Annotated in this window: 21 protein-coding genes and 1 pseudogene; 1 reads left to right on the forward strand and 21 read right to left on the reverse strand. The window is 40.5% G+C overall.

Translation table 11 applies throughout. The annotated features are described in order from the left end of the window. Positions 1–2: 2 nt before the first annotated feature. The 16 genes from DBK98_RS01575 to DBK98_RS01650 form a co-directional block, all read right to left on the reverse strand. Positions 3–2,213, reverse strand: coding sequence for a peptidase domain-containing ABC transporter (locus DBK98_RS01575; protein WP_022011532.1), 2,211 nt, complete (start codon positions 2,211–2,213; stop codon positions 3–5). 35 nt (positions 2,214–2,248) lie between these two features. Beyond that, entirely contained in the window at positions 2,249–2,848 is a 600-nt protein-coding gene (locus DBK98_RS01580) for a hypothetical protein (RefSeq protein WP_032536215.1), read from the reverse strand. A gap of 12 nt (positions 2,849–2,860) precedes the next feature. Next, the gene (locus DBK98_RS01585) at positions 2,861–3,526 is read right to left on the reverse strand and encodes a sulfotransferase family 2 domain-containing protein (RefSeq protein ID WP_032536216.1); all 666 of its coding nucleotides are present in this window, start codon (positions 3,524–3,526) and stop codon (positions 2,861–2,863) included. A gap of 67 nt (positions 3,527–3,593) precedes the next feature. Then, complete coding sequence (locus tag DBK98_RS01590) at positions 3,594–4,589, reverse strand: glycosyltransferase (protein WP_032536217.1); 996 nt, start codon at positions 4,587–4,589, stop codon at positions 3,594–3,596. 56 nt (positions 4,590–4,645) lie between these two features. Beyond that, the gene (locus DBK98_RS01595) at positions 4,646–7,162 is read right to left on the reverse strand and encodes a hypothetical protein (RefSeq protein WP_032536235.1); all 2,517 of its coding nucleotides are present in this window, start codon (positions 7,160–7,162) and stop codon (positions 4,646–4,648) included. Positions 7,163–7,172: 10 nt separating this feature from the next. Next, positions 7,173–7,844: an acylneuraminate cytidylyltransferase family protein gene (locus tag DBK98_RS01600; protein ID WP_032536218.1), complete on the reverse strand. Its 672-nt coding sequence runs from the start codon at positions 7,842–7,844 to the stop codon at positions 7,173–7,175. 13 nt (positions 7,845–7,857) lie between these two features. Beyond that, positions 7,858–9,030: a hypothetical protein gene (locus tag DBK98_RS01605; protein ID WP_032536219.1), complete on the reverse strand. Its 1,173-nt coding sequence runs from the start codon at positions 9,028–9,030 to the stop codon at positions 7,858–7,860. 11 nt (positions 9,031–9,041) lie between these two features. Beyond that, positions 9,042–10,499 (reverse strand): radical SAM peptide maturase, encoded by a 1,458-nt coding sequence (locus DBK98_RS01610; RefSeq protein ID WP_234059394.1) that lies wholly within the window; start codon positions 10,497–10,499, stop codon positions 9,042–9,044. A 10-nt stretch (positions 10,500–10,509) separates the two neighbouring features. Beyond that, the gene (locus DBK98_RS01615) at positions 10,510–11,751 is read right to left on the reverse strand and encodes a 6-bladed beta-propeller (RefSeq protein WP_032536237.1); all 1,242 of its coding nucleotides are present in this window, start codon (positions 11,749–11,751) and stop codon (positions 10,510–10,512) included. Positions 11,752–11,929: 178 nt separating this feature from the next. Next, the gene (locus DBK98_RS01620) at positions 11,930–12,190 is read right to left on the reverse strand and encodes a TIGR04149 family rSAM-modified RiPP (RefSeq protein ID WP_032536220.1); all 261 of its coding nucleotides are present in this window, start codon (positions 12,188–12,190) and stop codon (positions 11,930–11,932) included. Positions 12,191–12,405: 215 nt separating this feature from the next. Next, entirely contained in the window at positions 12,406–13,638 is a 1,233-nt protein-coding gene (locus tag DBK98_RS01625) for a TIGR04157 family glycosyltransferase (RefSeq protein WP_032536221.1), read from the reverse strand. Between the two features lies 1 nt (position 13,639). Then, positions 13,640–14,236, reverse strand: coding sequence for a lanthionine synthetase LanC family protein (locus DBK98_RS01630; RefSeq protein WP_032536222.1), 597 nt, complete (start codon positions 14,234–14,236; stop codon positions 13,640–13,642). Further along, a complete protein-coding gene (locus DBK98_RS01635) occupies positions 14,220–15,002 on the reverse strand; it encodes a galactosyltransferase-related protein (protein ID WP_009293292.1) in 783 nt (260 codons plus the stop codon). Before DBK98_RS01635 ends, DBK98_RS01630 begins: the two co-directional genes overlap by 17 nt. Before the next feature lie 8 nt (positions 15,003–15,010). Continuing rightward, a complete protein-coding gene (locus DBK98_RS01640) occupies positions 15,011–15,607 on the reverse strand; it encodes a lanthionine synthetase LanC family protein (RefSeq protein WP_032536223.1) in 597 nt (198 codons plus the stop codon). Between the two features lie 14 nt (positions 15,608–15,621). Continuing rightward, positions 15,622–16,098 (reverse strand): DUF3244 domain-containing protein, encoded by a 477-nt coding sequence (locus tag DBK98_RS01645; RefSeq protein WP_011203569.1) that lies wholly within the window; start codon positions 16,096–16,098, stop codon positions 15,622–15,624. Between the two features lie 91 nt (positions 16,099–16,189). Continuing rightward, complete coding sequence (locus DBK98_RS01650; RefSeq protein WP_032536224.1) at positions 16,190–17,974, reverse strand: hypothetical protein; 1,785 nt, start codon at positions 17,972–17,974, stop codon at positions 16,190–16,192. 155 nt (positions 17,975–18,129) lie between these two features. On the opposite strand from DBK98_RS01650, the pseudogene DBK98_RS23535 reads away from it, so the two are divergent. Next, positions 18,130–18,246, forward strand: a pseudogene (locus DBK98_RS23535) (IS982 family transposase); the annotation flags it as partial. A gap of 36 nt (positions 18,247–18,282) precedes the next feature. On the opposite strand, the gene DBK98_RS23085 reads toward DBK98_RS23535, so the two are convergent. From DBK98_RS23085 to DBK98_RS01675, 5 genes are all read right to left on the reverse strand, one after another. After that, complete coding sequence (locus DBK98_RS23085) at positions 18,283–19,539, reverse strand: PDZ domain-containing protein (RefSeq protein ID WP_005782342.1); 1,257 nt, start codon at positions 19,537–19,539, stop codon at positions 18,283–18,285. A gap of 63 nt (positions 19,540–19,602) precedes the next feature. Then, on the reverse strand, positions 19,603–20,823 hold the full coding sequence (locus tag DBK98_RS01660) for a 6-bladed beta-propeller (RefSeq protein WP_005811255.1): 1,221 nt from the start codon (positions 20,821–20,823) through the stop codon (positions 19,603–19,605). A gap of 367 nt (positions 20,824–21,190) precedes the next feature. After that, on the reverse strand, positions 21,191–22,963 hold the full coding sequence (locus DBK98_RS01665) for a S41 family peptidase (protein WP_033572502.1): 1,773 nt from the start codon (positions 22,961–22,963) through the stop codon (positions 21,191–21,193). Positions 22,964–23,672: 709 nt separating this feature from the next. Further along, positions 23,673–24,947, reverse strand: a complete 1,275-nt coding sequence (locus DBK98_RS01670; RefSeq protein WP_005811262.1) for a 6-bladed beta-propeller — start codon at positions 24,945–24,947, stop codon at positions 23,673–23,675. A 113-nt stretch (positions 24,948–25,060) separates the two neighbouring features. Beyond that, entirely contained in the window at positions 25,061–26,305 is a 1,245-nt protein-coding gene (locus DBK98_RS01675) for a 6-bladed beta-propeller (protein ID WP_032536226.1), read from the reverse strand. Positions 26,306–26,312: the final 7 nt, after the last annotated feature.

Below are 26,312 nucleotides of genomic sequence, written 5' to 3' on the forward strand. Positions count from 1 at the left end.
ACCTAACTTCCTAACTCCAGCTGATTCTTTACCAACTGATAATACAATCCTTTCTTCTCCGTCAGTTCCCGGTGAGTGCCCTCTTCAGCCACAGCACCTTTATCCAGCACCACGATCTTATCCGCATCACGAACCGTACTCAAACGATGTGCTACCACTACAACCGTCTTACCCCGATAGAATGTATGGAGGTGTTCCATAATCTCACGCTCGTTATTGGCATCCAGTGCATTCGTCGCCTCATCGAAAAACAGGAACTCCGGATTCTTATAAACCGCACGGGCTATCAGCAGGCGCTGTCGCTGTCCCTGACTGATGCCGTTCCCCTCCATTCCGATCTTCGTATTATAGCCCAAAGGAAGAGAATCGATAAAATCACGGATATTGGCAACCGTCACAGCATGGCGCAAACGTTCCACATCCACCTGCTCCTCACCAACAGCAATGTTGTTCGCAATCGTATCAGAGAAAATAAAGCCATCCTGCATCACCGAACCACTCTTCGCACGCCAGAGATGCGGATTCACCACATCCAGAGGAGTCTCACCTATTTTGATATCCCCCTTATTCGGAGTATAAAAACCGAGCATCAACTTAATCAGTGTAGTCTTACCACTACCACTCGCCCCCACGATCGCTGTCACTTTATGTTCGGGTATATCCAGATTCACATCCTTCAGCACATAGTCACGGTCCGCCCCGTCATAGCTAAACGACAGATTTTCAATACGAATATCACGCCGATCCGGAAGAACCGTCAGTTTTGAAGTGATATCCTGTTCTTCATCTTTCTGACCGTGAATCTCGTTCAAGCGTTCCAGACTGATCTTTGCATCCTGAAGTTGTTGGGCAAAGCCGATAAAAGAGCCGATGGGGCCACTCAGCTGACCGATGATATACGTCAAAGACATCATCATACCCAGAGTCATATCCCCTTCCACAACCGATTTGGCAGCAATAAATGAAATTACGATATTCGTTGTCTGATTAAAAAACACAGAACCCACTTGCTGAACCTGCCCCAATGCCAGTCCCTTCACGCTGATCTTGAAAAGCTTCACTTGAATGCGTTCCCACTGCCAGCGCTTTTGCTTCTCGCAGTTGTTCAGCTTGATTTCCTGCATGGCAGTCACCAGCTGAATCAAACTGCTCTGTTCGCCCGCCGCCTGGGCAAAACGCCGGATATCCAGTTCGCGCCGGTACTTCATGAACACAAGAATCCAGCAGATATAGAGTGAATTGCCTACCAGAAAGATGGCAAGAATACCCAGATTATAATAAGCCAGCACAAAAGCAAAAATAAAGAAGTTTACGAAAGAGAAAAGCGTACTGATGGACGAGCCTGTCAGAAAGCTCTCGATACGTCCGTGGTCACCGATACGCTGCATAATGTCACCGATCATCTTCGTATCGAAATAATGGAGCGGTAGTTTCATCAACTTTGCCAGGAAGTCAGAGATCAGCGAGATGTTGATACGTGTGTTCATGTGAAGCATGATCCAGCTACGGATAAACTCGACCGAAAGTTGCGAAACGGAGATCACCAGCTGTGCAATCAGGATCAGAGTGATAAAGTTCAGGTTACCGTCACGGATACCCACATCCACCAACGACTGTGTCAGAAATGGGAAGATAAGTTGCAGCAAGCTCGCTGTCAGCATTCCCAGAACGAGCTGTATCAACTGTTTACGGTAAGGAGACAAATACTTAAGAAAAAAACGAAGACTGCGACTGCCGGACTCTTCCTCGTCCCCCTGCCCTTGGAATTCCGGGCCCGGTTCAAGCGCAAGTGCAGCTCCTTTCTCTTCTCCATTCACCTTGGTAGACAACCAACACTTTTTAAATTCTTCCTCACTGTACGAAATCAACTGACGTGCCGGATCAGCGATATAGAAACGGTAGCCACTGCGCTTCTTCTTTATATCATAACAGACCACAAAGTGGTTCTGGTTCCAATGCAGGATGCAAGGCAACGGTACGTCCTCTTTCAATTGCTCCAAAGAGATACGGACCCCCGAAGTACGGAAACCGATGGATTCCGCCGCATCACTGATGCCCAACATGGAAACTCCTTCACGGGTAATAAAAGAACGTGCACGGAGGGTCTGCAGGGAATAGCTCTTACCATAGTACTTCGCAATCATGCGAAGGCAGGAAGGGCCGCAATCCATAGCGTCCAACTGGAGGTAATGAGGAAAAGAACTTAGCTTCATTTATTCATAATATTAGTCTACGTAGCAAAAATACATCACATATCCGGAATATAATGCGCTTCTCCCGGAATTTGTGAAAAAAATTCCCTGAAAGGATAATTTATCTGTTTCCCGTTCAGAAAATTCAGCAGCAAAAGCATGCCCTTATACTGCCTTTTCTTTAAAACTCTTTCGCAAGCATTGCTCAAATCAAACAAATAGGTTTCTTCTCTGATCCGTACACATTTATCCCCCGAAGACAATCGAAGCAGGACATACCACGCAATGCCCTCCAGTCCCGTAGCTAAAGAGTAGTCATCCAAACGCCTGACATCATATTCCATCACTTTCTTATCAATCTTATTCCGTTCTTCATTGCCGGCATCTTCCACAAATCCGTACCGGACAAGATATTCTACCCCCCAACCTATGCCAGCCCATCCGAAAGACAGACCGACCGGCATACCCAAGCGAACATACTCCATCACTTCATCCAGCAACTCTTCGGCAAATTCTCCAAAAATTCGCGATTCGGCAACATGAGAATAATGAAAAAAGAAAAGACAATATCCCATCTTTCCATAAAACAGCCCTATGTCAGTTTGTCTGTAGGAGAAATAAAGTGATTTTGCTATCTTTTCTATCTGTGCATCCATAACATTTCTTTTTTAATAACTGACAGGTATTTCATAGTCGAGGCGATAAAGTTCTTTTATCCGTGCTATCTGTTTCTCATCTCTCAGTTCAAACTGAACGGATGTCGCATTCGACCTCTCCTCAGGTATATCAACTCCTTTCTCTTCTAAGAAACAGTTTAATTTACTGAGTGGTACAATACAATCCACCTCTGCAGAAGTATAAAAATCAGATTGCCTGCGTATATGTTCATCCTGCCACAACGGATTTGTCTTCCCCAATTCAAACTCGACGAACGAAAGAAAGCGTTCAAAAGAATGATCCTGATAAAGATTACACATATACATATAACGGTTAAAAGTACGTTCAAGTATAAAATATTTATAAGCAGAAATCAGTCTTTCCACCGGATCCCTCCAAACCGCTACCTTCAAATACGATTTATGCTCCCTTTCATAACCGGACATCTCAGAAACCGGTACCAAAAAACGTTCGGGTTTTACCCGGGCGATATAAAAATGAGTCTGATCTTCCGTATCAGGAATCATACCTATAGACGCATAGATAGCTATATTCTCCAAAAAAGTGAGTCCACATTTCGAGATAAGGACAAAAGCCATACGATGCTTCTCTACAAGACAAAAATTACATCCGAAGAAGTCTAATGGTGCTTTGTTTAGCATTGCAATATCTTTCATGATATACTACGATTTTCGATGTCCAACATACATACAATAAAGTGATTCAGTTCCCTGCTATAGCCCCTTATCCTTCCATCGTCTGGAGCCGGTCATAGTACAGTTTCATCCTGTTCAGTATCTCCTCACTATACCATCTTCCAAGAGACTCTTGCCGACTGAGTTCCTCACAAACACGCAGCATCTCTCCCGCCCTATCATACAAAGTAGTATAAGTTCCGTCCGGATGTAATGTACAGGCGGTAGAATATATTTGCAGCAACCTTACATAGAGCGCTTCTTTTGCCTCTCTATGTTTTTTCTCAAACAAATGTTTACGGCTATACTCCAGTAATTTTTCAATAATCAATTGAATGGAAGCAATCCGCCTACCCGCTGCTGTCGCTGTCATAATCGATCCTTCCCGTTGCCGGTAATAATAAAAATCAATATCGGCAACCGTCATTTTCTGAGCGGTTGTCAGCACCTGCGGAGTCCATAATTCATCCTCATGAATCAGCCCCGGCTCAAAGCGAAAACCGTTTTGCTCAATAAAATCTCTCCGATATAAATAGTTGTACACCATAGGGACATAACATCTGCAATCCATCACTCTTGAGAAATACGTACTTCCGGACACCACGGTTCCTGCTGCAAATAACTCCCTGCTCCTCCTTTCCCAACTTCGCACCTGCCCATCCGGATGTACCGCCAATGTATTTCCTGAAACAATGTCCGTCCGGGTCTTCATCGCTATAGCACAAAGCACCTGCAAAGCATCTTCCGCCAGCCAGTCGTCACTGTCCAGAAATGCCAGATAATGCCCGGATGCATGTTCTATTCCGGTATTCCGTGCAGCAGAAAGTCCTTGATTCGCCTGTTCCACATAAACGCAACGAGCATCCTTACCCGCATACTCCCGCAGCAACTCTCCGGAATTATCCGTCGATCCGTCGTTCACCAGAATGATCTCAATATCTGTCAAAGTCTGCTTCTCCAAAGAGTGCAGACATTCCTCCAGAAAAAGTTCCGTATTATAGACCGGAACCACCACCGAAACCACCGGTCTTTTTACCTCCTTCATATCCCTCTCAATTTTAGTTCGTGTATTTTTGGGGAATCAATATATCCATCCACCATCTATCTTTTATCAAGCTGCGAAACACATTTATCTGCCACTACTCGTCCTCCCCCTTTCAACATCCTCCACGGAATCCTTCCTTTACCCGCCATAAAGAAATAAGCGAATACCGGTTCCGCCCAACGTACGGCAACAAAAGGTTTATATCTCTGTTGTAAACTCCTGTACGACAGCTTCACAAAGGTCCCCAAAGGTATAAACCGCTCCGGATGTTTCCGGTAAGACTGCCGATAGCCCTCTTCATGCTCCTTCATCAGGGCACGCAAATGAAACCAACAAAAGCCGGCATCCAATATTTCATTCGGACAGCGCATCACTTCCAGTCCCCGATGACGGCCATCCGGCTTCGTTTCCGTCATATACCTGAATATCCGGTCCGCAGACACCTCAAAAAAGAAAGTATCACGCACGCCATTAAACGGAGGGAGTATCTCTTTGCTATCAGGCTCCGGATGTTCCTGCCCCAACCCTACCATCCACTCCCGGTCTTTCCGGAACAAGTTAATGCCCGACATCGAGACAGGCACTTTATACCGGATGATCATCTTCTCCAGATAAGAAGCATACGACGCATGTGTCCACAACGCAATTCGTTCCAGCCACCTGAACGGTCGCATCTCTATACGGTTGAAAGAGTCCACATAAGCCCGATACAGGTTGTAAGAGATACATTCCGCCACGTTGAACCGCACTTTTTTATCAGAACGGTAAGCATCACAGATATGTTTCAGCCGATCCGTAAAATAAACCTGATCGGCATCGATCTTCACTGCGTACCGATAGCTTGCTTTCGACAATGCATAGTTGCAATAGCCTGCCAACGTATGGATAGAGTCGGGCGGCAACAGCTTTGCCTTCTCCAACTCCTCCTCATCCAGATCGATCGGATATACAGACGGCCGATACTCAAAGACCCTGATTTTATCCGGATATTGTGCTGCCTTCTGCCTGAGAATCTCCGGCGTACGATCCGTACAATCATGATAGACAGCTATCAACTCATCCAATCCATCGATACACGAATCAATGCACATCTCCAAAAAATCCTCACAATTCTTACAGCGCAATACCCCCGACACCCCGACGGGCCGTTCGCGTGTCAACGTATCCGCATCAACCACATAAATCTCCTTCAACGTAACAGGAGGCATTTTTTCTTTAATAAACCCTACCATATTCCGGAGAGTTTCTTCTCCTGTTACCTGAAACCACAGAGGTTGTTCCTTCTCTATCCTCTGTTTAAAATCTTCATAATTCCCCAAAATCCGGGACAAACCGCCGGTCAACTCCTCTTTCGTTTTCGCTATCATCCCCAGCCCCTCGGCTTCCACCTCCGGAGAATACCGCGATCCCTCGGTCGGATCGTACACCAACGGGACAGCACCGTGTGCCACTCCCTCCATCAAAGAAGAAGAATAGTGTGCCACCCCTACCCGTGTGCGGGCAAATACCTCTGCCAGCTTTCCATCCGTTACCATTTCTATATTGGGAATCTGCTCCCATTCCATGCGTACCTCCTCACCTATCTTGAACTCGGGATGTTCACGCACCAGAAACCGCCGGGCGGGAAATTCCGCGGCAACCGTCCCTATCAGGTGAATCATCTCTTGAAGATACCTTTTGTCACTCAGAAAAAAAGGTCCCTGCAAGAAAAAAGTAACACACTCCTTTTTCGTCTCATTACGTGGTTCCACCTGATACATATAACCCGTCGGGACAAAGTCCGGCAACGGATTATGCTTCTCCCACAAAGTCCGGAAACCTTCCCCCCACATCAGATAGTACCGGTAAGGCATCCTCCTGAAAGCAGTGTGCATCAATGACGGCCATCCCTGCTGGATACACAAGGCCGGTATTCCATAATCACGCCCTATGGTGGCAAGCAATAACTGCTGGTAATGGCAGCCTTCCAGAAAAATCAATCCTTTAGGTTGCAAGATCCTCATCAATATATCAAATGTATTCGCATATTGAAAAATCAAGGGAAACCACTCTTTCAGGAATGGATTAACCAATGGAGCTGTTTTGGTAAATTCAAGAGTAATGGCCGTTACAAAGTCCGGCAACTCCGTTTCATCCGGAATCTCATATTCCGACAAGAGCAACACCGGTTCTTCCAGACGTTCAATCAACGGAGTCAGATAAGCCAATTGACGGGCATTATAAATATAGATCACCAACTGCCCGCCATAAGGTGCCAGTGCCTCATACCATTCATGGTCGTAGATTTTGTATTCCTCTTCCTGTCGCTCCCATTCTTCCACCTGCTTATCGGCCAGTATCTCCTTTACGCTACCCAATGCTTCCCCACAGCTCTTTCCTTCTTTACGTAACCGGTCGTACTCCTCTCTATGCCATGTGAACTGCCAGAATAGTAAATTGATCAAAGGCACGCCCACATCATGCCTCCCCATTTTCAGCCAATGTTCCCTCTTTTCCCGCAACTGATTCACGTAGTCAGACAGCACCCTATCCAGCACCTCATAATACTCCACGTAATAGTCCCGTCTATCCATATCTTTTTTATTAAAGCCCGGTTTCAATATAATGTTCAGCCAGCCCCCAATCCGCTTCTTCATCGATATCTATCATCCCTGCAGGACCGACCTCCACCACCTTCACAACTCCCGAAAGAAGCTGCCCGGAGTCCAGTATTCTCCCCACCGTAGAAGCATAGAAAGCTCCCGACTCTATCAGAAAACCTTTGTACTCCTGCCGGCGAGGTTTGGTTTCGAATGAATAGTCCAAAGGTCTCCCCTCATCACTCCAACGAAACTTCTTCAAACGGCAACAGGCAACATAGGAATCCGCTTCCCCCCTTTTCATCTCTTCTGCAAGCCCCCTTAGTTCTTGTGCAGTCGTAAAAGGAGAAGTAGCCTGTAACAAAATAAAATCATCATTCCGGGCCGGCTTACGATAATTAAGATATTCCTGTACAACTTCCAGACTGGGAGCCTCATCCCTTGCACTCCACTCACTGCGCCTGAATATCTGTACAACTTCTTCGTAACGGCCTCGTATCAGACTTTCCATTTCATCACAATTGGTCGCTACGCATACCTCGTCCGCTATGCCGGAAGCAAGGACAGTATCGATAATCCAACATACCAGAGGTTTATCCCCCAGCAGACGCAGGTTCTTACCGGGAATACCTCTACTCCCTTTGCGAACCGGAACAAAACAGAAAGTACGATTCATAAGCTATTATCATTTATGGTTTCACATGACAGAGGTTCGGTTTTCCAATAGCCAATTCATAATTAGAGGGCGAAGGACACAGCCATTGGTAAATGCAGTCACAGCAAGGTTTTTGATCGCGGATGCGAAGCCAGGAATGACCTTCGGTCATCTCTTTATATATCAGTTTCCGAACATCATTCGTCCAGATATTCCCCACTGTAGGTGAGAGTTCATTTGTATACATATCTCCATTCGAGCATACCGACAGCTTTCCAAAATCATTAGAATTGAGTATCTGGTTTCTCATTAAATCCTGCATAGATAAATGCTTGGAAAGAATGTCCTCTTCATACAGGAAAACATTCTCTTCAAAAAAAGGCAAATTATCGCCTCTATACTCGGGTTCTATCTTATATTCCTGAATAGCATACTTTTCTACAATTTCATTGGCCTGTTCCAGCTCTTTCTCCGAACCGACATTGAAAATCCAATACACATGACCTTCCTGTCTTTTCGTAAGTTCCCCTACCGTTTCTTTCCATTTTTCAGACTCAGTTACCCGTATGGTAGTCATATACCCTGAATCGACTGCCAAAGATAACGCTGAGTTGTCTGTACCTAAACAACCCATCCACTCCATGACATCCTGCACCCTTTCCTTTTCAAGGCTCCACGCTTGCAAAGCCTGCTGTTGTCCAGTCGTATGAACCACAAACAGAAGTCGTTTTACTTCACTACACACAACTTCACTCCATACTTTATCAGCCAGCCTGCAGGATTCATGTTCATCCAAATGATTAAAATCCACCTTAACCTGATATAAATACGTGAACATGTTCGTACCTACGAACCCCGAGTCAAAGCGCTGCAAGCGAGTCACTTCTTCCTGCAAGTTCAGTACCGGATACAATTGTATAGGTTTTCTGTCGGACAACTCGCAATCATAAAGGTCACCGAAAAATTTATCTCTCACTGTTTTAAGAAAATTGAATGTAACCGGACGCTCCAAATCCTCCTTCGTTATCTTGATAACTCCGCAATTCTGTTTATCAACGATTGCCGTCAGTAAATCAAGCAATTCACCGTCAGTCACCCTGATACACTCACGATCGAGTGTGTTATATAGCAATGCTTCGTCTTGTTTTAACGCGATGTGAATATAAGGTTCAAATGCAAACCAATATTCCTTTGTAGAATGTATCATAATTGTTATTCTTAAGCCAATACTACTTCCATTATTCTTTCATACGCTTTGGGATGCTCTTCCAGAAACGAAAGATTACGGCTCACGTAAGCCGCAAAAGCTTCCTTACCCTCAAAGCTCGGACAACGTACCTTTTCCAACGCATACAGACGGTCAATCGTAAATATACACCGTGTGCACGATTGCGAACGGTAACAAACGCGACACTGCGCACGCAACTTATCATAATATTGATTGTACAGTCTCGCTATTTCCTCACACGACAAACGGATGGAATGATCAGCCTCTATAGTCCCTAAGCCATATTGCTGACCGATACGCTCACACGCCAATATTTTACCATTGACAGTCACAAACATCTTACGGGCAAAAGGTATACAGCCACCTGTCGGAATAAAATTATGGGAGATCTGTTTACCGAATAAATCATTGTAGGACTGATACACATTTCCATTGTATTGATGGATAAATATACAAGCTTCGCTGTAAGCCGGTACATCCATAAACATCTCATCTACCAACACCTCATAATCTTCACTTTGCTCCAGATCCGCCACTTTATTCCGGTACATCTTTTCAAACTCTTCCTTCTTATCCTCCCGAATACCTGTCGTATTCAATGGAGCTACATGTGGCTTTTTACCATAGCGATCCTTTATAAAATGGAAGATTTCATCCACCGTATTTCTGTTGTGCAACACGGCATTGAAGTTCACGTAAGTATCGAAATACTCAGGATATTTCTCTCTCAGCAAGTCTACATGCGCAACGTTCTTCCGGAAAGAATTCTCTCCTCCCGGTGTCACCCGATAGCTGTTATTCCATTCATTTCCATCCAAGCTGATCAATAGATTAAACTTCTTCTCTGCCAGGTAATCCATACATCGATCCAGCAGCATCGCATTGGTAGTCATTGAATATTGAATCTTTCTATTTTTTATATCCAAAGATTCAATATAATCAACCACCTGGCGTATGAACGGCATATTCATCAAAGGCTCCCCCCCATAAAAACTAATAAACAACACTTTATTGGTAAACCGCTGCCTGGATTCCGCCCATATCTCCTGAAGAAAATCAATGATGCGTTTGGCAGACTCAAAGCCCATCATTTTCTTACGCCGTTCGTCAAAGTCACTATACAACTCTCCATAACCGCAATACTTACAGCGCAAGTTGCAGGCATCCGTCACCTCAAAAACCAATTGCTTCAGATTCGCCAATTCTTCTTTGACCATATCCGCAGTGATCACACCATCGTATTGGTGTCCAAGCCCATCTAAATAACCATGCTCCTTTAAATAAGACGCTTTCCGCGCATAGTAATCAGCAGTATCCACTTGCCCTGTATACTTTGGGTGCAGATGTGGAATCAGCGATGGATGCGTTAAGAACAGATGCTTCTTTTCTCTATTAATCGTATAAATATTGCGCCCGGAGGTTGTGCAACTGAATGTATCTTCCATCATTTTATCGTATTTAGTCTTTCAATTTATAGAAAGCAATAATCGGATTATCATCCTCTCCCATTTCATCAAGAAGCTTCAGTAGTTCGGCCTGCTTCTCAGGGAACTTGACCTTAGCTTCAGCGACGTTGCGCCTTACCTGATCCAAATTATCCAGCGTTATTGCGAAGTAAAAACTATTTTCACCTGCATACCTGATTCCATCGAACGATTGAGAACCGTCAATATCATTCGTTATACCCGGACTTTCGATCGCCATCCAACCGATACCTTTTAAAGGAGTCTGTTCCCAGGAATCTATCTTTTCTGTCTTTTTATCGTACCGACTGAACCACATCTTTTTATTATAGGAAAATTTAAAGAGCAGACACTCTTTATTTTCACAAACACTCTGCATCATTATAAAATCTTTCAGACCGAGATCTTTAACGTCATATCTTCCCAAAGGCAAACCATATTTACCAAGAGATAAATGATAACGAGGATAAATGGAGTCACAGGTAATGCCGTAGATCGTATCGTTGATTTGAGAATAGACATTACTCCTCCCTTGATAGATCCACGAAGCATCAGAGGAAAGATTCATCTCCGACTTATCACCTCCAGCAGGCAAGTAAGGAATTTGCTCCATCAATGTCTCCCCTTTTCCATTCACAACACAAGCGGTTATAAAGATTCGTTCATTCCCATTAGGAACAGTGCCGGGATAATAAACCAAGCAATCCCCCATCACATCGATCATATTACTATGAAAAGCAGGCCGTTTCAGGGAAATTCTCCTGACGAAACGATTATCACGCATATCATAACCAATTAGGCTGCCATTGTGGCCGAATGGATAAATAAACACTAAACTATCACTGACTGTGAAACAGTGAATATTAGCTATTTCTCCAGGACCCTGACCTACACGACCGATTTTACGGATAAACTTTCCCGAAGTATCAAACATCATGACATGGTTCTGATGCCATGAATAAATAAAGACAAACTTCTTCGTCCGCTTTAGCTGATTTATACTACCGACTAATATATTATCCTGCGTTTCCAGCTTCACATACTCCACATCTTTTACGATGTCACTCAGCAATAAAGGCTTGCCGCAATCTTTCAAGTTGTTAGCAAGATCAATATCTTTAAAGGTTTCCTCAGTCGATAAAGTATCATCTTCTATAGGAACAGAAGACGAAGGCTTATTCGTGCACGCACTTAAAAAAAACAGTGCACAGAATAATAAAACGATATTTTTGTTCATACGCATTATCCTAAATAAAAATTCATGAAGAAGATGTTGCCAAAATTTCCTTTAATATGGATCATATAAGATACACAGAAATAGATATTATTAATGGAATAACTAACTGATTCTGTTTTTATCATAACCCACAGTATCTTCAGCAACACCCTCCTCATTCATTTAAGTGTTAAGATTATTACCAATATTCAACTTGACTAGTACTGGTCTGAATTCCACCCATCTCTACATAGCAAGCCTTACTACCACCGGGTGAATGTCCGCCATTATCACCAAGCTTATAATTCGCTCCACCATTATATACTTCAGTAGAGCCACCACTATCAGCATAATTGCAGCCACAACCGCAAAGACGCCCACCCCGAAGGGTGTTCATTTCCCGTTCTTTAAGCCCGTCATCATTCAAATGATTCAGCTTGATTTTAGATAATTTTTTCATAAAATCTTCTGTTTTTAATTATAAACTCCCTAAAGAGCTAAAACTATTTTTAGATATGTATCAAGAAGGATAAAGAGAAAAAAATCCGGATGGAATGTTCTTAAAGACGTGCACTTCTTTTAAGATCACTCTTTTTTCAATTTATCTAAGACCAATAGAAAGAAAAACCTTTTAAAGTTATCCTCTCTACAAATATATTATAGCTATAAATATATTCATAAGTTTTCATAACATTTTTTTATCCGATCCATCATAGTAGCATATATGTATTTTTCATGAAACCTATCCCTGTATATTTTACCGACCAGCTGCCTTTTGACTTGGTCATTCAGCAGTTCCAATATCTTGTTGGACAAAGCTTCCGTATCTATCACATACTCCTCTCCCCAATCTTTTATAAACCCAACACGACACTCCGGCAATAGCATCTCCGAAAGCCCCGTTGAATCTGTCCCGACAATCGGTAGTCCGTGCATCATCATTTCAATAGCAACGTAGCTGCATTGTTCCAAAAACGAAGGCATCACCCCTATATCCGCAATCCGATAAAAATCATACAATGTCTCTTTGCCGACTTTTCCCGTATAGGTTATTCGTGACCAGATATCAGCGCTTGCTTTCAAGCAAGTATCATAATCTCCATCCCCAGCTATTAACAAATGCGCTTCAGGCATTCTATTCAGGATACGACGAAAAGCTTCAATCAAAAACTCAACTCCTTTTCCTTCATCTAAACGTCCCACGAAAAGCAGAATCTTTTGTGACCGGGTAAAGCCATAGAACAGCCTTTTGTCAAGCCACTCCCGCTCATTCAATTGTCTATATTCATCGCGGATACCGTTGTAGACCAGTATCAACTTATCCACAGGCAACCTATAATCCTCAACCAGCACCTTTCTGATATACCGAGAAAGGCAGAACACAACATCCATTTTTTCAAAGAACTTTTGCTCGAACTTAAAAATAGTATATACATTCTTCTCAAACGACGAACTTTCCCCTTTCCTGTTTAGAATAGAATGAAATCGTTCCGTATTCCCTTTCAACCCAAAACACCAGTCCAAATAATGGATAGTGGTCACCATCTTGCACGCAGGCAATAATCTTCTTATTTCATCAACCAGATACATATTATTCTGATGATTAAAGTGAAAGATATTGCATTCACGGGCATCCGTATGCAACGTCAGCATATAGGCTATGTTCCGGCTTAACCGTTTTTCCTCCTGAAAGCGTCCTGTGCCGGCAACCGGAAACTTCAAGATTCTCACCCTCCCGGATTCTGCCTGTTCGACTGTAAATTCATTCACCTTGGTTTCCAGCCACACCCATGTCAAACGCAGTCCCTCGCAATCACTGACACATCTCACTATCTCCCGAATATAGGTACCAATCCCGTATTGCGAGGAACGATTTTCTCCCTTATTTATTAAATAGATATGTCTCATTTCAGCCTCTATCCATAGTCCTCGTTAATATCCGCAAACCGTGTTTCCACGATAACTCCTCTTCTTTAAAATCGGTTTGCAAAACCTTTTCCCAAATCGATTTCCACGATTGTACTTCGGGACAGACTTTACGCAAGACCTGCAAATAAGCACCATCAAAAGATGACAGTTCATTGGCTGAGTGGCACAACCGCATATCCACATAAACAGCTATCCCTTGCGCTCCGGTTTCCCACGAAACATCTTTCATTCTTAAAAGATCACGCTCCATCACTTTGTTATCAATCTCTTGCAGTGCCTCGTCTGCCGACAGTTCAACAAATTGATGTTGCGCCAGATACTCTATGCCCCAACCTATACCGGATAGACCATTAGAAAAACGGATAGGTACTTCGTCATGGAGATCTTCAAGCACCTCATCCAGCATTTCTCCGGCAAAGTCTTCATACAACGTATTCCCTGTATGGCGGGCATAATGAAAAAAAAAGATTACGACTCCCATTTTGCCGTTCAATATTCCCAGATCTCCACAGAAACTGCCATGCAGCATCTGATGATTGGCTATTCTTTTCAATAATATTTCATCCGTTTCGTTCATTCTCTTTCCAAGATTTTATATATTCACTCAATTCACTCCGCTCCATGCTACATACTTTCACAAACTCCATCCGGTTCTTAAAGGCCAGTTCTTCAGTAGCGTATCCCGAGTTTTCACCTCTCGGATGCCATAGATGATACAAAGGTCCATCCTTTACCCAATGTACAGGATACCCCAATATTTCCATACGCCGGATACGCTCAGCGTCTTCGGGTCCCCAACTGATGAAACGTTCATTATCGCCTCCACAACGTAAATAAGTTTCACGGTTCACCACAAATACCCCACCGCATGAAGGACGTTTCATCAGATGGGTATATCCTTGCATTGCCAAATACTCACATCCTTGCCCCGACTGCTCAAATGCTTTACTTTGCTTATCCGACAGCATTTTCACAACTCCATTATATGGAATGCTCAATGCATAGTCCTGTTCCATAATAGCTTGTGCCGAAAGCTCCAATTGAGACAAAGGGAATATTATATCAGCGTCCCAAATTGCTACAACGGGAGTGGTGGCCTGTTTTAGCAAAGAATTGACATAAACCGTTTTATGATAGACCGCACTTTCATCATACACATACGAATAAGTCACCCCGTTATCCTCTCTTACCGGGAAGTAGCCCCTTCTTTCTCCCGCTTCGAGTACGTGCACGTTCACCCCGGATGAAGTGACATGCCGAAGCAAAATGTCAAGATTTCGTTTCCGTTCCGGACTATCTATCCGGACAGGAATCCCAATGGTAACATAGGCGACATACTCCATAAACTTTTTTATTTACTCATACAGCAGTCTATCAAAGCAGATACTTTTGTACGATAGAACCCTGTAGGATACAATTCAAATAAAAAGTCAAGTAAATCTTCAACCGATTCATCAAAATGTTTCAATTCCTCTTCCAACCAATCAATCAAATAAATGAGATACTCTTTCAACAATGCACTTGAAGAAGTATCTCCCGATACAAACGTAGGAAGAATCCGAATAAGCATATAGCGACCAAGTCCGACTATCCCGTTCTGTAAAGAAAGCCCCGAGATGCCATAAACATGGATACACCTGGCCACGCATAAGTCTATTTCCTTCAGGGTCTCATCAGTATCTCCTTCTACATAACGGTGCTGCACCAGATATTCAATTCCCCAACCAATGCCACACAATCCGTCACCGAAAGAAATCGGCATCGAATAATCCAGATGTTCACAAACTTCATCGAGCAGCTCTCCGGCTATCTCTTCACAGGATTGCTCACCGTAAAGGCGGCCATAGTGGAAAAGGGCAATGACAATACCCATTTTTCCGTTGGTGAGTCCGAGGCAGGACGTTCTACGTCCTGCCTGAACTAACTCCCTAACCAAAGAGTTGTACATAATGAACTACTCTATTATTCCAACCGGAAATCTCCATAAACATCAGTTCCACGCGGAGTAGTAAACTTTAAGGAATACTCACCCATGCCCCAAAGCGTCAGATCAAAAGTCTCTGTATCTCCAGAAGATACCGACAATGACTTCTGTATCACCATCACTCCATCTTTATAGAGTGTAATGGTCATATCCATTATAGGAGCTTCAAAACTAAGAACCAAGAATTCAGAGCCTGAAATTTCAGCTCTAATGGGAATATCTTCAACGATCGATTTCTGGAGCTTATCATTAAACAAACCTTTTAAATCAACTGGACTCGTGCTTCCGTTTGTCTTTGCCATCATTTGAAGCGACAAGACTACAAGTAATAATGTAAATAGCATACTTTTCATAATCACTAGAGATTGGTTAATATCGCAAACATAAGTTTTTGTTTTCATAAAAACAAACAGTTCAGGACTTATTTTGGAGGTTACCAGACCACGATAAGACATATAAATCGCCTATATAATATGCCATAAAGCAGAAATACATCTTTCCACGAAGACGTATAATTAACATAAAAAAAGGTATTAATATTTTAAGTCAGAACTTCGTCCGCAAAAAATCTCCCAAAGAATTTATATTCTTTTTTAAATCCATTTTTGCGTCCAATTTCTCTCTTATTCGGAAAATTGCTTTATTTAGGGTATTCTTGCTTTTCCCTAATTTTTGTTCCATTTGTTGGGTGGAAAGATGTTCATAAGAGAGTACACAAAGAAGCGATTCATAAGGGGTAAGCTTCAAATGGGGATCACGCAGGAAAGCAACTAATGGAGCATTGTAAAGTTTATAGATAGTAACCACAGCTTTATAACAATCCTCCGAAATCACTCCCTCAGCATCAAAGTAACGGTAAACGTCCAATTCTGCCAATAGTTCTGAACGAGCGTCATCAACCTTCCGCAACTGTTTTTGTAAAACAAGTAAGTCTTGTTCCATTTTGTTATTAGTTTGACTCACATCATCAGCTCTTTGTTTAATTAGAGCGAATTGCTGCTCAATGCTCTTTTTTTCATCAGTCAAATCAATCAGACTTTTATTATAATCCTCTTTCATTGTAGATGCCTCTTTACGGATTCGTTCAATCTGATCATTCATCTCTTTTATAACCTGCTTCCCTTCATCCAACTCTGCTCTCTGAGTAATAAGTTCGCGCTCCTTCGCCCTTTTATAACGTTTGTATATATGAAAAACGTAAGCCAAAGATATCGCAAGTAAAAGTAAGCAGAGAATAAAGCAATATAATAACAATCGGCTAATTTTATTTTTCTTAATTAATATCTCCTGATCGTATTTAGCCTGAACCTCTACGATGCGCTTTGCTTGTGAAAGTCGATAAACAGAATCCGCAGACTGGATATAAAGAGGCACATAGTGTTCTATATCTTGAAGATTCTGTTTACTGACAGCTTCGTTCAGCAAGGAGGCATATACTGCCTTTCGGGTATAAATATTCTCTGAATTCAGGGCTTTATGCCATAAAGAATCAACTAAATCTCCACGATTTTGTCTTGTATAGATTGTAGCCAATACGGCATATGAACGGAGTTTGTCCTCCGGAGTACTTGGTAATTTCAAAGAAGCGTTCACTACTTGTTCCGCTTTACCAAATTGATTGGTGAGCATATAAAAGACACCCACATTATGATAAATATTAGCTTGCCAGGCAGCATCAATATCCGGCACATAAGACAAAACCTCACTAAAAAGAGAGTCTGCCCGATGCGTCTCTCCTAAATAGACAGATATCTTAGCCATATCCTGTAATCCGGAAGCCGTCAAAGTTGGATTTTGTATGGTTCGATAGCAAGGCAAAGCCTTTTCATAATATAATAATGCCTTCTTATAATGCTCTTCATCCCTATTCAAATGTCCCAGATAGCTGTAAATCAATCCTACTAAATAATAATCAGTCAAATCCGGAATCATAGATTCCGCTTTTTTATACAGGAGTGTAGCACCCTCTAAGTTCCCTTGTTGCTGAAACACCCTACCCTTATAAAATAAAGCTTTAGCTTTACACTCCGCATCACCTTTATTTGAATAATAGCCAACAGCTATTTGTATCAACGAATCCGAGCTCAACGGTAAATCATTCTTATCCATTGCCTGGGTCAACAGTAGGCAATAATCAGCTTGGTTTTCTCCCGTCAACTTTTCCGGATCCGGTATTTGATGAAGATACACTAAAGCACTATCGGGACATTCCTCCATACACATTTCGGCCTGACGTAACAAACGGGCTACTTGCCCCTCAGAACGCCCATCGGTGCAACTTACCAAAAACAAAACAAATAACAATACGCAGCAGATATAAGATGATTTCATCTGTCTTCAAATATAATCCAAAATAAAGAATAAAATAAGTTCTATGAACCCATTCCTCAAAAGTACAATTATATTTTTAAATATCAACAATAAGTAAAATAAAGAATAGAACAGACCTATTCTTTTTCCGGAAAAGTATATATCTATCCGGTGGATCATTTAATAATTTTATCGCAAATACCTTGTCGGTTATTACAGCATATTGTTTCTTTAATAAGAAACCCGCCATTGATGTAGACTTTGTCAATGACGGGCAGTTAAGATTATTCTGAGATTGTATCGAGCTCACGTTAATATTATCATTTCATTCAATCACCTTGAAGCTCATTTCTATCAATCACCACCGGTATTTTATAAGATTTACCTTTACGGACAATATCGTATATCAATGTGTCTTGCCGGCTTAGCTCCGCATCCTCTTCCAAAGAGATCATTTTAATAGGAATTTCATTTATAGCAATAATTTCATCACCTTCTAACAAACCAGATTCTTTAACATAATTCCCCTCATAATCGGCAATTTTAGTAATAATAATTTTTCCATGGCTATTTATACGGGATGACATGTGGAATCGTTTCTTCCGAGGGTTGACCACTCGTTCGTAGTTCTTTATTGGCTGCAAACCTAATCTTTGTGATTTCATGTCGAAAAAGACATTAAATCTTTTAAGAAAATTCAGACCAATAAGATAATCACAAGGTACTTGATTAGGTTGATCAAATATATAAATCCGCAAGGAATCGAGTTGTATGCCACCAAACAAAGTAGCATTTACATTATGATGACTATAATATCCAGATGGTGCCTGCGTCCAAACGGCATTCTTTTTCTTAGAAAAAAAAGGCAATTCAGAAGCTTGGGCCATCAGAGCTATGTCTTGTGGCATACCTGTATCTACAAGATAAGTATGAGTAAGCATCAGTGTGTCTCCATCAGCACATCTAATATTTAAAGGCAGATTAACATAAAAAAGTGAGCTTTTATCATTCCCTCTCACAAAAGGAATCAGAATACAATTCTCAGGCATAATAAAATCTTGAAATGAATGGATAGCCATATAATGATGTTCAAAGTTAAACTCCCATATATTAACAGTATCATTTTGTGGAATATTAAACACACCATCCAATTGAGTACCTCCCATATAATCTCTCAAATTATAAACTAACATTTTATCATATATCAAATTGGCATTCCCTACTTTTATAGTCGGAACAATTGTATACATAGATGCGGGCATACGTGATACAGACCATGCACACCCATATGGAGCAATAGTGTCAGGAGACAAATTCGATAAGATAGAAGGGTGAACTGAACAAAAAGTAGAGTCAACAATAAAAGCTCCCAAAGAAGCCCCACTATCAAATACCAAATTTGCAATAATGCTATCATTAAATAACACGGGAAGCACTATCTTTCTATCTAAAGGATCAATTGTGAAATGAGCTCTCGCACACTCTTCATTCTTTTTGGATATTTCCGTACAACTGCCTAAGGCAGTAGCTTGCAAAAGAAGAAAAGCAATACACTTTATCAATCCATTGCCTATAATTGATTTCATATTCTTTAATTTAGAAAAAGCATTAGTTTTTCAGTGGTTCTACCAAAGGCTATACTATAAATATTATTCCTTAAACTTAGCGATAAGCAACACCGGATTATCTTCGTCATTCAATTTTGAAGCAATCTCTTTCAACTCTCCTTTCAACTTTCCTTGCCCGTTAAGTTCGATGAGCTCCTCAGCCGGATAATATTGTATGGCATAGTTTTCAGGCACTACATGATAATTGGCGGACAATCGCATTTGGAATGCCGGAATATTGGTAGCGGACACTACATCCCTGTTTACCAGATCGACCCGGCAATATTCATTAGTGAACCTGTCATACAAATAAGTTACCGGATCAGACACATGATTATTTTTCACATCTATATCCTTTACTATCGTGTACCAAAGCAGATAACGGCCGGTCATCACATCAACCGTCGCTAAAATCGGAATATTGTTTTCGCTTGTATGGTTCCGCCGGACAGTCAATGGAATCAAATGGTCATCACGATATACATACGCCGTATCCAAAGAATAATCGGCAATCAGAATATCCGAACCCAAACGGGCTACGGGAGACATGAATAAACCTACATAGCCGCCAGACTCACCGTCCCCTACCGTATAAAGTCCATCCCTTATTCTCTCCTTGACCGTGATGGAAACCGACGTTAATTTCCCGTCTTTCTTGGAAATCTTGTAATAAGGCGTTTTATTGACAGGATACCTCTCATCCTGAGAGTCGACAAAGCGATAATCTTCGCCAAACAGGAAATTTTCATCATACTCAAATATCGAAAAAACAAACATGCGGTTTTTCGGCAGTTTAAGCGTGCGCCTGTATGCGCCGCCATAACCATACACCTGAATCCTGCTTTGTAACCCGTCATAGATGAATATCTCCCGGGCTTTTTCATCGATGCAATAACCGCTGACAATATCCCCATATTCTTCCCCGCTCATGCCTGTACGGTTAAAAGAATGAAGGTATTTTCCTGACTTGTCAAAGAAGATAACATCACTTTTCTTGTTTACGGTAACAAGAAAGCTGTCCGTCATAAGGATGGGACGGGTACCGACCAATGAGCTGTCGCCGATTTCCAGCACGGCATATCTTACATCGGCGAGATCCTGAAGAATGATTTCTTTCTTGGGGTATTGCCCCTGCAAATCAAAAACAGGCAATCCGGTGAACGGCTCGACAGGAGTATTTACACATGCCGGCTTCTCTTTTTGAGAACTACCGGTACAGGCCACCAACGCACTAAGCACTAAAATCAAATATAGGTTTTTCATTATAAATCTATTAAAAAATGTATAAAGTATTTCTCAGATAGAATCTGCATGAACAGCTTTTTCCTCCTTCTCCACCTTCACTCCGACTTGCGGCAGATTTGTACATGAGCCCCAAAATATCCCAACAAACAGATAACTTGATTTCATTTATACTAATTTATAAGAATTAAATAGTATCACATGTCAGACCCCCGTAAATTAGAAGCAGGCAATCTAACAAATGGTTTAACTGTATCAGCACCATGAACCCATCCTCAAAAATACAATTATATTTTTAAAAATCAACAATAAGTCGAATAATTCCTGTTGGTGAAATTCAAAAAATATATCAAAATCTTTATTCAAATCAAGTTTTAATTGCAAAAGTCTAGTAAGTTCCACCTTTTGCGATAATAACAGCCCTTTCATACGCAACATCAATTCTATCTTTAATACTTTGAATACTAGGTTCTGCAATACAATCAATACGTACTCCAACTCGTTGAGTTGGAGAAAAATCCGGATAATAAATCCCTATCCCAGAATAAGCAGTTAGCACCTTTCCAGGAAATGTAAAAAGTGAAACATTGCCATCAGACCCCGAAGTTGAATTGCCAACCGTTATTGAACGCGGATTAACTTGTAAAGCCATCGTTAAATATTCAGAGAAACTTCGTGTCCATTCATTGACTAAAATTATAATTCGACCTTTATAATAGTTCTCACTACCTATTTTGCTGGAAGAAGATCGGTGATACCTCAACATACCTGGAAAACGAGTATCCGAATATGTTGAATAAGCAAAAAATGAGTTGGGAGGAACAAACATTTTAGTTAATGGCGAAATTATATCGGTATAAGGATAAGATCTCAAATCTAGAATAATGGCAGATGCAGTTTTAATGGCATCATAATTATCATAAATATTATCAACAGAAGCGGAACGTAAATTCAAATATGCAATACTATCATTTACCCAATGATACAATGGAAGCTTTTCATTATTCCTATCAATTAGTCTTTCTTTTTGAAATAAATCGTATGCAGAATAGTTGTCTGATTTAGTTCTTAAAGTCTCCCCATCTCTAAGCAACGTGAATACAGTAGCAGAATCATATTGAGACAAAATAGCATTACAAATAAACATTTGGTCAGACCAATAGTTTCCTCCACAAACAAATTCCTTTAGGCTATCAGCTAACTGATGAATATCCCGTCCGTCAACTTTCAAAACAATATCACCGATTTCAAAAGCACCTTTATCGTAAGCCGGAATCCGGATTTGATTGATTACAAATGTATCATTAATCAAACTCATTCTGAAATTAGGTCGATATGGGCCAAATACAAGTCCATCAATTGTTGCCGGATAAGAAGCATGGGTGTCACGTAGCCGATTGGTTAATCGATATATTTCCAAATGATATTTCTTGGGCAAATCCGCTTTTTCGAAAAGTGGTATAGACTCATATAAGATTCGGTCCCAGTCACCCTCAATACTATTTTTATAAACATAAAAATAGTTTATCAAATTCCAATATTGAAAGAGTCCAACCAAACGCATATCTCTTTTAGGGAAAGAGGCATATTCCAATTCATCAATTAGGGCAATGTTACCGATAGATTTATTAAAAACAAAGCGATTTCTACGTCCGGAGTGAGAATAAAACATGGCTTCAAGTTTTTTCTTAATTCTATAATCGAGACATATAGTATCATCCATCCATTCGTTATTTATTAAGACATAATCATTTAAATCAGGATATGGATTTTTATTTTTCGATTGAGAAATCGCTGGGTATTCAATCAGACTATCCAATATTGCACAATATTTATCCTTAGAATCCGCCCTTTTCACCCTGGGACTATTAGCAAGTAACAGGCTATCCATTTGACTAACAGAAAGACGGGCATCTTCACGGTAATACTTTATAAATCCCCAAACTTTACACAAATAAAACAAGCGGGCATTAGCATCAAAGACTGTTGGCACAAAGCTATCTATTCTTTTTTTTTCTTTAAATATAAAATCAGTATATAAATTTATTTCCGAGCTAAACCTATAATAAAAATTTAACCATCGAACATATTTATAAATAGGAATAGCAAGTAAACCTACCAATATCAGAATAAATACATATCTTTTTTTTATGTTTTTCATAAGTAAACAATACAAAATTACTCTTACTCTTTTAGCTTTTCAGATTCCGCTTCTATATCGTTTCATATCATAATAGACCCTTTCAATACTCGTAAAGATAATATTTAATTCTATGTTTTAACACAAAATAGTATAGTTATTCAAAAATCTAATGTATATATTTTCGTTCTCAAAGATATATTACAATTATCGACCAAATAAAAGTCATTAATATCATACATATCATTAAAAGCAAAGCCAAAAATTAAAATAGCACAATAAGGCATATTTAAACGCTTTCCAGAAAAGAATAGAAAACAGCCATCAGTAATAATCAAATAAACAGATTTCATATAGTCCCAGACTGTCATCCCAATTAACATTGTTAATGCTATTTTTTAGAGCATTCTATTCTTGGATGCAAAGAACAAGTCTTTTGCATTTAAAAGAGCTGTTCCTTATCATCAAAAGACTTGCTTTAACAGTGTGTTAAAACAGCCCTTCTAATCGCCCAAAACAAATAGAGCAAACTAACTGATTTCTAATATAATAGAATTTTAAAAAACTCTATATTCTAATAAATTCGCAAACAGGACATAAAAGAGATACTCGCCAATTTAGCAACTAAGAAAGGTGCTTAATCTGATGTATCTATCCACAATACATGCCTATTTACTGCTATCTCATAATTAAGTAGTCTTTTGCCAGCCCATCCCATCATAGCTCCCCTTCAATTTTTTAACTTGTAAATGGCAATAATCGGATTGTCATCTTCTCCCATTTCATCAAGAAGACGCATTAATTCGGCTTTCTTCTCCGGGAATTTAACTTTGGCATCTTTTATCGTTGCCTTCAGTTTATCTGCCTGAACTACATCAATAATCGAATAAACATGTCGATCATCAATATAGCGGAATCCGCCTATATTAACACCACCGTCTATGTCATTTGTTATCCCGGGAGTATCTAATGCAAACCAACCACCTATCTTATCAGAAGATTGGCTCCAACTCTTCACATCTCCCGTTTGCTTATTGAAGAAACTATACCACCACCTTTTTCCATAAACATAAGTAAGCAACAAAAAATCTTTGGTCTCTGCGATAACCATCATTAAGATATAGTTTTCTCGCCTGCTTTGCCGACTTATTTGATACTCGGAAACAGGTAACTTATACCGTCCCAGATTTAAATGATAACGGGGAAAGATGGAGTCCAGACTTACTCCATAGATTGTATCGTTAATTACAGAATAAGCATTATAGGAATTATCATAAAACCAATGCCGTGGTCTATCAATCATCACAAACTGAGGACAATTCGCATAAAAACTGGATCCGAGATAAGGGCTTTGATTTGTCACAACAGTACCGTCAGCTCCTACAATACAAACAGTAGAAACATATTGAGGAAAGAGTTGACCTTCCGGTATAAAACCAGGATAACAAACAATGTTATTATTCAAAAGATCAAAATCAGCAGATGCACTCATCAATGCTTCAAAATCTTTGGACGGAACTATCTTTTGAATAAATTGATTATCATGTACCCGATATACAAAAAAACCACTACGATAAGCAGCTTTTACATATACAAGACTATCCGTAGCTGAAAAACCAAGTATTGTATTTGTTTCTCCCGGCCCTTGTCCCAACTTTCCGAGTGAACGAATATAAGTTCCATCTCTACTAAACATTTTTATTAAAGAATTCTCTCCATCACTCTTTACAAAAAGGAAGTGAGGAGTTAATTGTATCTTAGAAATATAGCCTATCAACGACTGATCGGTTGTTTCAGGTTTAATATATTCCACATCCTCTATAAACAGACTCATCAACAGCTCTTCACCACAGTCGGAAAGATGATCAGCTAAATTGATTTCACGAAAGGCCTCTACGTGGAACTGCGTATCACTGGCAACAGATGATTGATCATTGTTCTTCCTGCTCTGGCAAGCAATAAAGATACAAAACAGACCTAATATACAACTCAAAGACTTATACATATCATTAATTCATATCGTTTATGAAAAATCACTAATTAACATCGTAATCTAATCCTTCAAAACATAAACAGTACATTCAGTATTCTTATAAGAGTTTTTTCCCGTAAGTAACTTTAGTCTTTCAATTTATAGAAAGCAATAATCGGATTGTCATCCTCTCCCATTTCATCAAGAAGCTCCAGCAGTTCGGCCTGTTTCTCAGGAAACTTGACCTTAGCTTCAGCGACGTTGCGCTTTATCTGATCCAAATTATCCGGAGTGATTGCGAAGTGAAAACAGTTTTCGCCTACATTATAGAAGTCTTTGAACGATTGAGAGCCGTCAATATCATTCGTTATACCCAGTGCATCGAGTATCACCCAATGATGAGCTTTAAAAGGAGTTTGCTCCCAAGAGTCGATCCTCTCCGTTTTTTTATCATATCGGCTGAACCACAACTTTTTATCAAACCAAAATTTAAAAAAAAGAAACTCTTTAGTTTCATAAACACTTTGCATCAGAACAAAATCTCCCCAACCATAATCATGAGTAGGATCATATCTTCCGGAAGGCAATTTATATTTTCCAAGAGAAAGATGGTAACGGGGAAAAATAGAATCACAAGTAATGCCGTAGATCGTATCATTAATAAACGAATAAACGTTACTTCTTCCACGATAGAGCCAAGAAGGATCAGAAGATAATTGTAATATTTTCTTACCACCAGAAGATAAGTAAGGGATTTGCTCCATCAATGTCTCTCCTTCTCCATTCGCAACACAAGCGCTTATGAATGTCTTGCTATTATCAGGCGAATAAACAGTACCGGGATAATAAACCAAACAATCTCCCATCACATCGATGGCCCTACTAAAAAAAACAGGCCATTTTAAAGGAATTTCCTTGACGAAGCTGTTATCCCGCATATCATAGACTGTCAGGCTGCCATTACGGCTGAACGGATAAATAAATACCAAATTGTCACTGACTGTGAAAAAGTCAATATTAGCTATCTCTCCAGGACCCTGACCTACACGACCGATTTTACGGATAAACTTTCCCGAAGTATCAAACATCATGACATGGTTCTGATTTCTTGAATAAATAAAGACAAACTTCTCTGTCCGCTTTAGCTGATTTATACTACCAACTAATATATTATCCTGCGTTTCCAGCTTCACATACTCCACATCTTTTACGATGTCACTCAGCAGTAAAGGCTTGCCACAATCTTTCAGATTGTTAGCAAGATCAATGTCTTTAAAGGTTTCCTCAGCCGATAAAGCGTTATCATCCACCATATCCGGAGAAGAAGGCTTGCTGCCACAAGCAGCAAGAAAAAACAATACCAAAAACAATGCGATATAATCTAACTTCATAGGACGA

Source organism: Bacteroides sp. PHL 2737 (assembly GCF_004115325.2).
GTDB lineage: Bacteria > Bacteroidota > Bacteroidia > Bacteroidales > Bacteroidaceae > Bacteroides > Bacteroides hominis.

Excerpts from the sequence above, each read along its gene's own strand:
- DBK98_RS01650 (WP_032536224.1), bottom strand. The coding sequence starts at position 17,974 with ATGAAATCATCTTATATCTGCTGCGTATTGTTATTTGTTTTGTTTTTG.
- DBK98_RS01645 (WP_011203569.1), bottom strand. The coding sequence starts at position 16,098 with ATGTCTTATCGTGGTCTGGTAACCTCCAAAATAAGTCCTGAACTGTTT.
- DBK98_RS01665 (WP_033572502.1), bottom strand. The coding sequence starts at position 22,963 with ATGAAAAACATAAAAAAAAGATATGTATTTATTCTGATATTGGTAGGT.
- DBK98_RS01635 (WP_009293292.1), bottom strand. The coding sequence starts at position 15,002 with ATGGAGTATGTCGCCTATGTTACCATTGGGATTCCTGTCCGGATAGAT.
- DBK98_RS01620 (WP_032536220.1), bottom strand. The coding sequence starts at position 12,190 with ATGAAAAAATTATCTAAAATCAAGCTGAATCATTTGAATGATGACGGG.
- DBK98_RS01615 (WP_032536237.1), bottom strand. The coding sequence starts at position 11,751 with ATGAACAAAAATATCGTTTTATTATTCTGTGCACTGTTTTTTTTAAGT.
- DBK98_RS01590 (WP_032536217.1), bottom strand. The coding sequence starts at position 4,589 with ATGAAGGAGGTAAAAAGACCGGTGGTTTCGGTGGTGGTTCCGGTCTAT.
- DBK98_RS01585 (WP_032536216.1), bottom strand. The coding sequence starts at position 3,526 with ATGAAAGATATTGCAATGCTAAACAAAGCACCATTAGACTTCTTCGGA.
- DBK98_RS01660 (WP_005811255.1), bottom strand. The coding sequence starts at position 20,823 with ATGAAAAACCTATATTTGATTTTAGTGCTTAGTGCGTTGGTGGCCTGT.
- DBK98_RS01595 (WP_032536235.1), bottom strand. The coding sequence starts at position 7,162 with ATGGATAGACGGGACTATTACGTGGAGTATTATGAGGTGCTGGATAGG.
- DBK98_RS01610 (WP_234059394.1), bottom strand. The coding sequence starts at position 10,499 with ATGATGGAAGATACATTCAGTTGCACAACCTCCGGGCGCAATATTTAT.
- DBK98_RS01630 (WP_032536222.1), bottom strand. The coding sequence starts at position 14,236 with ATGAACGAAACGGATGAAATATTATTGAAAAGAATAGCCAATCATCAG.
- DBK98_RS01640 (WP_032536223.1), bottom strand. The coding sequence starts at position 15,607 with ATGTACAACTCTTTGGTTAGGGAGTTAGTTCAGGCAGGACGTAGAACG.
- DBK98_RS01670 (WP_005811262.1), bottom strand. The coding sequence starts at position 24,947 with ATGTATAAGTCTTTGAGTTGTATATTAGGTCTGTTTTGTATCTTTATT.
- DBK98_RS01580 (WP_032536215.1), bottom strand. The coding sequence starts at position 2,848 with ATGGATGCACAGATAGAAAAGATAGCAAAATCACTTTATTTCTCCTAC.
- DBK98_RS01575 (WP_022011532.1), bottom strand. The coding sequence starts at position 2,213 with ATGAAGCTAAGTTCTTTTCCTCATTACCTCCAGTTGGACGCTATGGAT.
- DBK98_RS23085 (WP_005782342.1), bottom strand. The coding sequence starts at position 19,539 with ATGAAATCAATTATAGGCAATGGATTGATAAAGTGTATTGCTTTTCTT.
- DBK98_RS01625 (WP_032536221.1), bottom strand. The coding sequence starts at position 13,638 with ATGAGACATATCTATTTAATAAATAAGGGAGAAAATCGTTCCTCGCAA.
- DBK98_RS01675 (WP_032536226.1), bottom strand. The coding sequence starts at position 26,305 with ATGAAGTTAGATTATATCGCATTGTTTTTGGTATTGTTTTTTCTTGCT.
- DBK98_RS01605 (WP_032536219.1), bottom strand. The coding sequence starts at position 9,030 with ATGATACATTCTACAAAGGAATATTGGTTTGCATTTGAACCTTATATT.
- DBK98_RS01600 (WP_032536218.1), bottom strand. The coding sequence starts at position 7,844 with ATGAATCGTACTTTCTGTTTTGTTCCGGTTCGCAAAGGGAGTAGAGGT.